The 11,151-nt window shown below is 69.5% G+C and carries 12 protein-coding genes; 5 read left to right on the forward strand and 7 right to left on the reverse strand.

Translation table 11 applies throughout. The features are described 5' to 3' along the window. Position 1 precedes the first annotated feature (1 nt). The 4 genes from AC1Q6V_RS13425 to AC1Q6V_RS13440 are packed head-to-tail and all read left to right on the forward strand — an operon-like array spanning position 2 to position 4,481. Positions 2-895 carry an ABC transporter permease gene (locus tag AC1Q6V_RS13425; protein ID WP_454750181.1) on the forward strand — a complete coding sequence of 298 codons (894 nt, stop codon included), beginning with the start codon at positions 2-4 and terminating at the stop codon, positions 893-895. 16 nt (positions 896-911) lie between these two features. Next, on the forward strand, positions 912-1,967 hold the full coding sequence (locus AC1Q6V_RS13430; RefSeq protein ID WP_454750182.1) for an ABC transporter ATP-binding protein: 1,056 nt from the start codon (positions 912-914) through the stop codon (positions 1,965-1,967). Continuing rightward, positions 1,964-2,956 carry an ABC transporter ATP-binding protein gene (locus AC1Q6V_RS13435; protein WP_454750183.1) on the forward strand — a complete coding sequence of 331 codons (993 nt, stop codon included), beginning with the start codon at positions 1,964-1,966 and terminating at the stop codon, positions 2,954-2,956. The genes AC1Q6V_RS13430 and AC1Q6V_RS13435 overlap by 4 nt, the downstream gene beginning before the upstream one ends. A gap of 31 nt (positions 2,957-2,987) precedes the next feature. Continuing rightward, positions 2,988-4,481, forward strand: a complete 1,494-nt coding sequence (locus AC1Q6V_RS13440) for an N-acyl-D-amino-acid deacylase family protein (RefSeq protein ID WP_011617024.1) — start codon at positions 2,988-2,990, stop codon at positions 4,479-4,481. Between the two features lie 42 nt (positions 4,482-4,523). Here the strand turns inward: AC1Q6V_RS13440 and AC1Q6V_RS13445 are convergent, their stop codons facing one another. Both AC1Q6V_RS13445 and AC1Q6V_RS13450 read right to left on the reverse strand, forming a co-directional pair. After that, on the reverse strand, positions 4,524-5,162 hold the full coding sequence (locus tag AC1Q6V_RS13445; RefSeq protein ID WP_011617023.1) for a CDP-alcohol phosphatidyltransferase family protein: 639 nt from the start codon (positions 5,160-5,162) through the stop codon (positions 4,524-4,526). A gap of 9 nt (positions 5,163-5,171) precedes the next feature. After that, positions 5,172-5,462 carry an antibiotic biosynthesis monooxygenase family protein gene (locus tag AC1Q6V_RS13450; protein WP_010812465.1) on the reverse strand — a complete coding sequence of 97 codons (291 nt, stop codon included), beginning with the start codon at positions 5,460-5,462 and terminating at the stop codon, positions 5,172-5,174. A gap of 146 nt (positions 5,463-5,608) precedes the next feature. On the opposite strand from AC1Q6V_RS13450, the gene AC1Q6V_RS13455 reads away from it, so the two are divergent. Beyond that, complete coding sequence (locus tag AC1Q6V_RS13455; RefSeq protein WP_058697031.1) at positions 5,609-7,417, forward strand: ExeM/NucH family extracellular endonuclease; 1,809 nt, start codon at positions 5,609-5,611, stop codon at positions 7,415-7,417. On the opposite strand, the gene AC1Q6V_RS13460 is transcribed toward AC1Q6V_RS13455, so the two are convergent. From AC1Q6V_RS13460 to AC1Q6V_RS13480, 5 genes are all read right to left on the reverse strand, one after another. Continuing rightward, the gene (locus AC1Q6V_RS13460) at positions 7,369-7,836 is read right to left on the reverse strand and encodes a DUF2127 domain-containing protein (RefSeq protein ID WP_011617021.1); all 468 of its coding nucleotides are present in this window, start codon (positions 7,834-7,836) and stop codon (positions 7,369-7,371) included. The two genes, AC1Q6V_RS13455 and AC1Q6V_RS13460, sit on opposite strands and share 49 nt — an antisense overlap. Before the next feature lie 91 nt (positions 7,837-7,927). Beyond that, on the reverse strand, positions 7,928-8,359 hold the full coding sequence (locus tag AC1Q6V_RS13465; RefSeq protein ID WP_011617020.1) for a hypothetical protein: 432 nt from the start codon (positions 8,357-8,359) through the stop codon (positions 7,928-7,930). Between the two features lie 25 nt (positions 8,360-8,384). After that, positions 8,385-8,864 carry a YbhB/YbcL family Raf kinase inhibitor-like protein gene (locus tag AC1Q6V_RS13470; RefSeq protein WP_010812461.1) on the reverse strand — a complete coding sequence of 160 codons (480 nt, stop codon included), beginning with the start codon at positions 8,862-8,864 and terminating at the stop codon, positions 8,385-8,387. Positions 8,865-8,941: 77 nt separating this feature from the next. Then, entirely contained in the window at positions 8,942-9,505 is a 564-nt protein-coding gene (locus tag AC1Q6V_RS13475) for an SRPBCC family protein (RefSeq protein WP_010812460.1), read from the reverse strand. Positions 9,506-9,609: 104 nt separating this feature from the next. After that, complete coding sequence (locus tag AC1Q6V_RS13480) at positions 9,610-11,142, reverse strand: efflux transporter outer membrane subunit (protein WP_037025558.1); 1,533 nt, start codon at positions 11,140-11,142, stop codon at positions 9,610-9,612. Positions 11,143-11,151 lie beyond the last annotated feature (9 nt).

Here is an 11,151-nt window from a genome sequence, read left to right on the forward strand (position 1 = left end):
CATGACCACTTCCCTGCCCGCGAACGAACCTGCCGTACCGGCACCCGACCATGCGCCTTTCGTGCTGCCGCGCTGGCACTGGGCGCGCAAGCACCCCACGCTGATCCTGGGCGCGCTGTTGCTGGCGGTGATCGCCGTGCTCTCCCTCGGCGCGCCCTGGATTGCCACCGTCGACCCGCAGGACATCGACCCGCTGGCGCGCATGCAGCCGCCATCGGCCGAGCACTGGTTCGGCACCGACGCGCTCGGCCGCGACGTATTCAGCCGCGCGGTCTGGGGCGGCCGCGTCTCCATGATCGTGGGCCTGTCGGTCGGGCTGCTGGCAACCGTGTCCGGCGTGCTGCTGGGCCTGGTCGCAGGCTTCGTGCGCCGGGCGGACTCCCTGGTGATGCGCGTGATGGACGGCCTGATGGCAATCCCGGGCATCCTGCTGGCGATCGCGCTGATGGCCGTTACGCAGGCCAGCCTGGGCGCGGTGATCATCGCCATCGCCATACCCGAGGTCCCGCGCGTGGTGCGGCTGGTGCGCTCGCTGGCGCTGACCCTGCGCGAGCAGCTCTACGTCGAGGCGGCGCATGCGGTCGGCACCCGCCTGCCGGTGATCCTGGTGCGCCACGTGGTGCCCAATATGGTGGCGCCGCTGATCGTGCAGGCCACTTTCGTGGCCGCCACCGCCGTGCTCACGGAAGCCGCGCTGTCGTTCCTCGGCGTCGGCGTGCCGGCCCAGATGCCGAGCTGGGGCAACATGATGGCCGAGGGGCGCAATTTCGTGGCCGTGGCCTTCCACATCATCCTGTACCCGGGCATCCTGCTGGCCGCGACGGTGCTGGCCATCAACCTGCTCGGCGACGGCCTGCGCGACGCGCTCGATCCGCGCCTGGCGCGGCAACTCTGAATCCGGGAGCGCAACCATGACCATCACGATGTCGCGCGCGATGTCCCATGTCAGGCCGGCCACGGGCGAGCCGCTGCTCGAAGTGGAGGACCTCCATACGCATTTCGACACGCTCACTGGGCCGGCCCGCTCGGTCAACGGCGTCTCGTACACCGTGCGTGCCGGCCAGACGCTGGGCGTGGTGGGCGAGTCAGGCTGCGGCAAGAGCGTGACGGCGCTGTCCATCATGCGGCTGCTGCCCACGCCGCCGGCACGCATCCGCGGCGCTGTGCGGCTGCGCGGCACGGACCTGTTGCAGCTCAGCGAACGCGAGATGCGCCGCATCCGCGGCAATCGCGTCTCAATGATCTTCCAGGAACCGATGACCTCGCTGAACCCGGTGCTGACGATTGGCCGCCAGATTGGCGAAACCGTGCAGCTGCACCAGGGCGCGAGCCGCTCCGAGGCGCTCAGGCGCGCGGTGGAAATGCTGCGGCTGGTGCAGATCCCAGAGCCCGAACGCCGCGTCAACGAGTATCCGCACCAGCTTTCGGGCGGCATGCGCCAGCGCGTGATGATCGCGCTGGCGCTGGCCTGCAATCCCGAGGTGCTGATCGCCGACGAACCCACCACGGCGCTCGACGTGACCATCCAGGCGCAGATCCTGGACCTGATCCGCCGCCTGCAGCAGGAACTGGGCATGGGCGTGGTGATGATCACGCACGACCTGGGCGTGGTGGCCGAATGCTGCGACCGCGTGATCGTGATGTACGCCGGGCTCAAGGTCGAGGAAGCCAGCGTCACTGAGTTGTTCGACCGCCCGCTGCACCCCTACTCCCGCGCGCTGATGGCATCGATGCCGTCGATGAACACCAGCAGCCGCCGCCTGGCCGAAATCCCCGGCCTGGTGCCCTCGCCACAGGAAGCGCGGCGCGGTTGTGCCTTCGCGGCACGCTGCGCGCATGCCAACGCGCGCTGCGCGCGCGAGCTGCCGCAGCTCACACGCCACGGTGGCGACCATGCGGTGGCCTGCTTCGCCGTCGAGGAAGGCCGCATCGAATGCAACCCGCAAGCCCAGGAAGCCATCGCATGAGCACAATCTCCACCACGCCAGCGCCCCTGCTCAAGGTCGACCGCCTGAAGAAACACTACCTCGCACCGCGGCGCTGGCTGGCACCGGGCAGCCCGCCGATCCAGGCTGTGGACGGCGTGTCCTTCACCGTGGAGCACGGCGAGACGCTATCGCTGGTCGGCGAATCCGGCTGCGGCAAGACCACCACTGCCAAGTCGGTGCTGCGCCTGATCGAGCCGACTTCAGGCTCGGTGCAGCTCGACGGCGAGGAACTGCTGGGCCTGCCGGCAAGCGCCATGCGGCAGCGCCGGCGCGACCTGCAGATCATCTTCCAGGACCCCTATGCCTCGCTCAGCCCGCGGCTGACGGCGGGCGAGATCGTGGGCGAGCCGCTGCGCAACTTCGGCCTGCAGTCGCGTGCCGAGCGCAACGAGCGCGTGCAATGGCTGTTCAGCAAGGTCGGCCTGCGGCCCGAAGCCGTGCGCAAGTTCCCGCACGAGTTCTCCGGCGGCCAGCGCCAGCGGCTGGGCATCGCGCGCGCGCTGGCACTCAACCCGAAGCTGATCGTCTGCGACGAGCCGGTATCGGCGCTCGATGTTTCCGTCCAGGCGCAGGTGGTCAACCTGCTGATGGACCTGCAGGCCGAGTTCGGCATCGCCTACCTGTTCGTCGCGCACGACCTGGCCGTGGTGCGCCATATCAGCCACCGGGTCGCCGTGATGTACCTCGGCCAGATCGTCGAACTGGCCGACCGCGACACCTTGTTCTCGGCGCCGCGCCACCCCTATACCGAGATCCTGCTGTCCGCCGTGCCGGTGCCCGACCCGCGCAGGCCCGCGCGGCGCCTGCTGCTGCAGGGCGATCCGCCCAGCCCGGCCAATCCGCCGGCAGGCTGCCGCTTCCACACGCGCTGCCCGCATGCGCAAGCCCGCTGCAAGGAGCAGGCCCCCTTGCTGACCGAACGTCCCTCCGCCACCGGCATCCACCACGTGGCCTGCCATTTCCGCTGACCGCCACGCTCCAGTCCAGGAAAGGAATCCCATGTCCGACCCCACCTCTGCACACGCCCCGCACTATGACCTGCTGATCGCCGGCGGCACCGTGATCGATGGCAGCAAGGCACCCCGCTTCAGCGCCGATATCGGCGTGCGCGACGGCTGCATCGCTGCGATCGGCGACCTCGCCGGGCACACGGCCGACCGCGTGCTGGATGCAACGGACCTGATCGTCGCCCCAGGCTTCATCGACGCGCACACGCATGATGACCAGGCGGTGCTGTCGCAACCCACCATGCCGTTCAAAGTCTCGCAGGGCGTCACCACCGTGATCGCCGGCAACTGCGGCATCAGCGCCGCGCCGCTGCGCGCCGACATGGATCTGCCGATGCCGCTGAGCCTGATCGACACACCGGCGCAAGGCCGCTTCACCACCTTCGCCGCCTACCTCGACGCGCTGCGTACCATGCCGAGCTCGGTCAATGTAGCCGCCATGGTCGGGCATTCGACCTTGCGCGCGGTCACCATGGCGGCGCTGGACCGGCCAGCCGATGCCAAGGAGATCGCCGCCATGCAGGCGCTGGTCGAGGAGGCCATGCAGGCCGGCGCGATCGGCCTGTCGACCGGCACCTTCTACCCGCCCGCCGCCATGGCGACGACCGAGGAGATCATCGAAGTCTGCCGGCCGCTCAGTGTGCGCAAGGCGCTCTACGTCACCCATATGCGCGACGAGTCCGACCACGTCATGGCCTCGCTCGATGAGACCTTCCGCATCGGCCGAGAGCTCGACGTGCCGGTGGTGGTGTCGCACCACAAGGTGCAGAGGCAGGCCAATTTTGGCAAGAGCCAGGTAACCCTGCCCTTTATCCGCGAGGCTATGAAGCACCAGTGCGTGTCGCTCGACTGCTACCCGTACACGGCCGGCTCCACCATGATCCGCACTGACCGCGGCATGCTCGACGGCCGGGTGCTGATCGCCGCCAGCGAACCGCACCCCGAATGCGCGGGCCGCGATCTCGACGACATCGCCAGGGAATGGGGCGTGCCCAAGGACGAAGCCGCGCGCCGCCTGCAGCCGGGCACCGCGATCTACTTCCAGATGGACGAGGACGATGTCCAGCGCATCCTTGCCTTCGACGAAACCATGATCGGCTCCGACGGCATCCCCGTCGGCGCCAGCCCGCATCCGCGCCTGTGGGGCACCTTCCCGCGCGTACTGGGGCACTACTGCCGCGAGGTCGGCCTGTTCCCGCTGGAGACGGCGGTCTGGAAAATGACCGGACTGACGGCGCGCAACTTCGGCCTGCACCGGCGCGGCACGCTTACCGTGGGCAACCATGCCGACATCGTCGTTTTCGATGCGGCCAACGTGCGCGATGCCGCCAGTTACGAAACCCCCACCCGGCCAGCCGAAGGCATCGACACCGTGATCGTCAACGGCACCATTACCTGGCAGCACGGCGCGCACAGCGGGGCCCGCGACGGGCAGGTCATCACGCGGCCAGCAGGTCCCGAGGCGGGAAATGCGGCGCCTGCCTGAGGCCCGCAGCAAGGGGCCGCCAGAAGCGAAGCCGCCAGCGGCTCAGAACTTGGGAATGCGCAGCGTCTTGCTGACCATCAGCGTGCCCGACAGCGCGAACAGCAGCACCAGCGGATGCAGCACCGCCGGGCCCAGCACCCACGCGCCGCCCGGCAGTTCGCCGCCAAGCTGGCCTTGCCAGGCGCACCATGCCAGCACCGCGGTCAGCAGCACGCTGGTCGGGATCGGCGTGCCTTCGAAGTAGGCGACCTTGCCGCTGTCGCTGCCCTCGGCCAGGGATTCGGCGGTGACGTTGAAGCGCGCCAGCCGGCTGACACCGCAGCAGACAAAGTAGATCAGCACGGCCAGGTCCCAGCCGCCGCGCATGCCGGCGGCAAAGGCCAGCGTGGCCGGCCCGACGCCGAACGAGATCACGTCGGCCAGCGAATCCAGTTCGCGCCCCAGCGCCGAATGCGCATGGCGCCAGCGCGCGATGCGGCCGTCAAGCACGTCGAAAATAAAGGCCAGCGGCGCCAATGCCGCCGCCGTGTAGAAATGCGACAACTGCTGGTCGGCCACGTAGAACATGGCGAAGAACACCGACCCCATGCCGCAGGCCGCATTGCCCAGCGTAAAGACATCGGCCAGCTGCAGCTCGCGCAGCATCGAGAAATGGCGGGGACGTTCCGGCCGGGTGCTCATGGCGTGCGCTTACAGGACCTTGGCCACGTGGTGCACGTCAGGCGGCGCGGCAAAGGTTTCACCGACCAGGGCGCGCCATTGCTGGAACTCGGGCGATTCGCGGAAATGGACCATATGGTCGTCCACCGTCTCCCATTCCACCACTAGCGTGTATTGTTCCGGCTGCTCGATCGAGCGGAACAGCTGCACGCCGTGGCAGCCGCGCGAGCGCAGGAACAGCGGCGTGGCCTGGCTCACGCCCTGCTCCAGTTGCTTGTCCATGCCGGGCTTGATGGTGAGTTGTGCGATTTCCTTGATCATGACGGTTTTACCAATGGAGTAGATGCCGGGGCACCGGCGGGTGTCTGCTACCTTAGCACGATCGCGGGGCCACATGCCTGCTGCAAGCATTCCGTTACACGCGGCGGTTAGCATCGTCCACCCTGCCACTACCTGCCGATAACACCATGCGAATGTCCCTGCGCAAGCGCCACCTCGCCCGGGCCGTCTTGCCCGCCCTCGCCTTGACCTGCCTGGCGGGCGCGCATGCTGCATCGCAACCATGCGGCACGCCGGCGACGTCGATCGCCGAGATCCAGGGTGCCGCGGCGGCGTCGCCGCTCGCGGGCAGCGTGGTGGAGGTAGAGGCAGTCGTCACCGCGGCCTTCAGCGGCGATGGCAGCCTGCGCGGCTTCTTCCTGCAGACCGCGGACGCGCAACGCCTGCACCGGCCCGGCGTGTCGGAAGGCCTGTTTGTTTATGCGCCACGCACCACGGCGCGCGCCGGCGACATGGTGCGCGTGTCCGGAAGGGTCGAAGAGAAATTCGGGCAGACGCAGCTGGTGCTGTCCGGTGCGCTGGCGGTGTGCGCACGCAGCATGGCGGTGACGCCGCAGACGCTGGCCTTGCCGGTCGCGGGCGAATCCGATCTTGCCGCGCGTGAAGGCATGCTGGTGCGCCTGCCCCAGACGCTGACGGTTGCCGATACCCATGAGCTTGGTCGCTATGGCACTCTGGCGCTGAGCGACGGCCGGCCCATCGCGCCGACGCAACAGGCACTGCCGGGAACGGCCGCGCGGCAAGCCGCCGCCGCCAACGCCCGCAACCGGCTGTTGCTTGACGATGGCTCGACGCGGCAGTATCCCGCCGTGGTGCCCTACCCGCCACCGCGCCTGGCCGCGGACCACCCGGTGCGTGCCGGAGACACGGTCAGCGGCGTGCAGGGGGTGCTGGAAAAACGCCACGGGCAGTGGCGCCTGCAGCCGGTGCCCGGAGCGAGCGCGCCGGTATTCCAGGCCACCAACCCGCGCCGCGGTGCCCCGCCGCGGCATCCGGCCACCACGCTGCGCGTGGCCGCCTTCAACCTGCAGAACTACTTCAATGGTGACGGCCAGGGCGGCGGTTTCGATGCCCCCGGCAACCGCGGCGCGCAGGACGCCGCGGCGCTGGCACGCCAGGAAGCCAGGCTGCTCGCCGCGCTGCGGGGACTGGATGCGGACGTGATCGGCGTGATGGAGGTAGAAAACGACGGCTACGGCCAGTACAGCGCGATCCGCCAGCTGGCCACGCGGCTGGGGCCGGACTGGCGCGTGCTCGATCCCGGCACGCCGGCGCTTGGCAGCGATGCCATCGCTGTCGGCCTGCTGTACAACGCCCGCACCGCCGTGCCCGCCGGGCGCGCGGCCACCACCTGGCTGGGCGAGCGCAGCCGCCAGCCGCTGGCCGGCACCTTCCGCGCGGCGGCTGGCGGCACGCCGGTCACGGTCGTGGTCAATCATTTCAAGTCCAAGACGTGCACCGAGGCCACCGGCGCGCAAGCCGACCAGGGTGATGGCCAGGGTTGCTGGAATCCCGCGCGCGTGCAGGCAGCCCAGGCGCTGGCCGAATGGCTGGGCACAACGCCGACGGGCGTGGCCGGCGCGGGCGTGCTGGTGATCGGCGACCTGAACAGCTATGCCATGGAAGACCCCGTGCGCGTGCTGGCGCACCGCGGCTATGCCGACATGGTCGCGGAATTCGCCGGGAAGCCGGCGTACAGCTACGTCTACAACGGCCAGGCGGGCTATCTCGATCATGTGCTTGCCGATGCCGCCGCGGCCCGCCATGTCATGGCCGTGCATGCCTGGCATATCAATGCCGACGAGCCTCCGGCCTTCTCCTACGCCCCGGCGCCGGGTGCGCCTGCGGTGCCGGGCCACTACGCGCCCGGCCCCTACCGTTCATCGGATCACGACCCCCTGGTGGTCGACTTCGCCAGCAGCCCCCGCGCCAGGTAAAGCACCACCAGCAGGTTGGCTGCCGCCAGCGTGCCATGCAGCCAGCTGGGGTGGACCAGGGCCTCGTACAGTTCCAGCGGAATGTAGATGCCGCCGGACCACACCCCGATCCAGTTGCCCCATGCAAGCCCGCGCCAGAGCCCGTATGCTTCGGCAAAGCGCATCAGCGTATAGACCACGGCAGAGCCGCCGATTGCCCACAGGCGGGCGTTGTCGGGATGCGCAAGCAAAGACAGGAAGATGGTGGGATAGCGGCTGGCCGGATTGACATGCAGGCGCTGGATGATGGCTTCCGCGAGCGCCTGGGCGTCGCGGTGCAGCAGTGCGGCCAGGCCCAGGCCGGCCACGATCACCAGCAAGCCCTTGGCGGCCTCGAACAATGCGATACCTCTCAGCCCCATTGCGCCCTGCTTTGCCATGCGGTGTCCCCGGTCGATGCAAGAATTGCAAAGCCGGTATTGTGCAACACCGGCAGGCAATGCCGGCATTGCGTGGCGCCGGTGCGCGCTGTCAGCGCCCGTATTCGCGCTCGCGCATGGGCCCGTCGGCATCGATGCCGCCGCTGGCGGCAATGGGGCCGTCCACGGTCAGCGGGCCGGCCACGCTCAGGTCGCCCCTGACCACCATGTCGCCATGCACCGTCACCGGGCCGTTGAAGACCTTGAGATAGCCGCCGCCGTACGGCAGCCCCCGTGCGGTGGCTGGCCCGGTGAAATACGCGGCGGTGAGCGGGCCGCTGGCATAGACGTGGCCGGCGACAACCAGCTTGCCGTGCACCGTCAGCGGCCCCTGCACCTGCGCCGAACCGCCGATGGTGATCGGGCCGGATTCATGCGGCTGGGCACGCAGCGGGCCGGCCACGGCCAGCAGTGACAGCGCCCCGGCCGCCGCCAGCCGCCACCACGGCCAACGAACATCAAGGCGGAGCATTCGGTACGACATGACGTAGCCTCCGGCCGCACCGCGCCTAGCGCTGCAGCTTCTGGTAAGTGCCGATCAACTCTGCGGTGGCCAGGATATGGCCCCGCATCGCCCGCTCCAGCGCCTCCTTGTCAGGCATCCCCAGGTCCGGCAACGCCACGTCCAGCGCATACAGCTTGAAGAAGTAGCGGTGCCGGCCGATCGGCGGACACGGGCCGCCATAACCAGCGCGGTGCCAGTCGTTCAGCCCGTCGCGCGTGCCCGCGGGCAGCCCGGCCTTGCCGATATCCGCCGGCAGCGCCTCGGCATGGGACGGCAGGTTATAGAGCAGCCAGTGGACCCAGGTCATTTTCGGCGCGGCGGGGTCGGGTGCGTCGGGGTCGTCGACGATCAGCGCCAGGCTGGCCGTGCCGGGCGGCAGGCCGGTCCAGGCAAGCGGCGGGGAAATATCGGCGCCTTCGCAGGTGTGCTCTGCGGGAATCTCGCCACCCGGGGCGAATGCGGTCGATTGCAGCTGGAACGGCATACGGGCCTCGCTGGACGCACTGAGGGATGGCTCCAACTTAGGCCGGATCGGTGTCCCACGCAAGGCGTCGCCGCGCGCTATGGCGGCTGCGTCTCCAGCAGCGCCTTGAGCCGGCGCACGGCTTCGGTGGACTCGGCCTGGACGCGCTCGCGCAGCGTCAGGCGGTTGATCAGGGCAAAGAGCAGCGTAGGCGACCGGTAGCGGAATTCCCGCTCAATGCGCGTGCGTTCGGCCGACGGGGTCAGCGACGGCGTCATGGCGGGCGTAAGCCGGTAGGTGATGGTGCCGACCCTGCGCCCTTCGGCCACGCCTTCGATCGACCATGTGCGCGGCCGCTGGCTTTCGATGACGGTCCAGACCACCGCGCCACCGCGCTGCGCCACCATGAAGGTCTCGGTCACGCGCTCGCCCTGCCCCAGCGGATGGTCGGTCGCTCCCGCCACGCCGAGCGAGGCCGGATGCCACTTGGGCCAGTGCAGCGGCGTGGACACGTAGTCGAACACCTGCGCTGGCGGGCGCGCAATCACCACCTCGTCATGGATGGCGGTGCGGTCGGACCATGGCAGCGGCGCCAGCAGCATGCCTACGGTGATCGCGGCGAAGATCAGTCCCCAGAACGGTTTCCTGTGTCGAACAAGCATGGCGGCGGGACAGGATGCATCCGGGGCGCCCCCGTGCATCCTGTACGCATGGCGCGATGCTTCCAGTGTAGTGACTGGGAAGCATCGCGCCAGTCCCGCGCTGCTTAGCGGGCCTGGGATGCCGGCGCGCCCTCGGCCGCCGGCGCCGGCACGGCCGCCACCGTCTCCGGCAGCGGGCCCCAGCCGCCGCCCAGCCGGCGGATCAGCGACACCGTTGCCGCGGCGCGCAGGCCGGCCACCTGGTTGGCCTCGCGCTGCGACTGCAGCACGGTACGGTCGGCATCGATCACCGTCAGGTAATCGACCGCGCCGGCATCGTAGCGGCTACGCGAGATCCGCGCCGCGCGCCGGGCGCCGCCAAGTGCGCCGTCCAGCGCGCCGGCCTGCTGGCTGAGCCAGCGCACGTCCGCCAGGCTGTCTTCCACCTCGCGGAACGCCACCAGCACGGTCTGCCGGTAGCCGGCCACGGATTCCTCGTGCGCGGCACGGGCACCGGCGAGGTTGGCGCTGTTGCGGCCGCCATCGAACACGGTCTGTGCGATGGTGGAGCCGATCAGCGGCCCCAGCGCCCAGGTGCGCGACGACCACTTGAACAGGTTCGACAGGTCCGCCGATTCAAAGCCGAACAGCCCCGTCAGCGTGATGCGCGGGAAGAACGCCGCCTTGGCCACGCCGATGCGCGCGTTGGCCGCGGCCATCTGGCGTTCCGCCGCGGCGATGTCGGGGCGGCGCTCCAGCAGCTCGGACGGCAACCCGGCGGGAATCGCGATCGGCGCCGCGTCGAACGGGCGCGCCGGCAGCGAGAATGCCGCCGGCGGCACGCCGGTCAGCACCGCCAGCGCATGCTCCTGGTTGGCGCGGCGGCGTTCGATGCCGGCCAGGTCCGCGCGCGCGGTGCCGAGTTCAGCTTCGGCACGGGCGGGATCCAGGTCGGTGGTCTCGCCGGCGTCATAGCGCTTCTTCAGCAATGACAGCGCATCCTCGCGCAGTTTGATGGTGGCATTGAGCAGGTCGCGCTCGCTGTCCAGCGTGCGCAGCGCGAAGTACGCCTGCGCCACGTCGGCCTGCAGCGCCAGCTGCACCGAGCGGTACAGGTCCTCCGCGGCCTCGCCTTCAGCCCGGGCGGCGTTGACGCTGGACGCGACGCGGCCGAACAGGTCGAGCTCATAGCTGGCGAACGCGCGCGCCTTCAGCACCGTCTGCGGCGGCACCCGCGTGCCGTCAGGCAAGCCTTGCGAGGCCGCCGACGGCTGCGCGCGTGTCGGGTCCAGCCCCACGCTCAGTTGCGGGTACAGGTCCGCCTCAGTGGCACCCGTGAAGGCCCGCGCCTGCTTCAGGCGGGCAGCGGCAATCGCCAGATCCTGGTTGGAGCTGCCAGCCGCGTCGATCAGGCGGTCCAGTTCGGCATCGCCAAAGATCTTCCACCAGTCGCCGCGATGCTGGCCTTCGGCCGGCGTCGCGGTCTTCCATTGCGCGCCTTCGGCCTGGGCGGCCTCGGCCTCCTTGAAGGCCGGCACGGTGGCCGTTTCGGGCACCTTGTAGGTCGGGGCCAGCGAGCAGCCCGCAAGGATCAGCGCTGCCGCCAGGGTCGCCAGCTTAGGCAGCCAATTTGTTGTCGAAAATGCAGGGGCATTCATGTTGATCAC

Source organism: Cupriavidus sp. GW823-FHT07B10 (assembly GCF_058794355.1).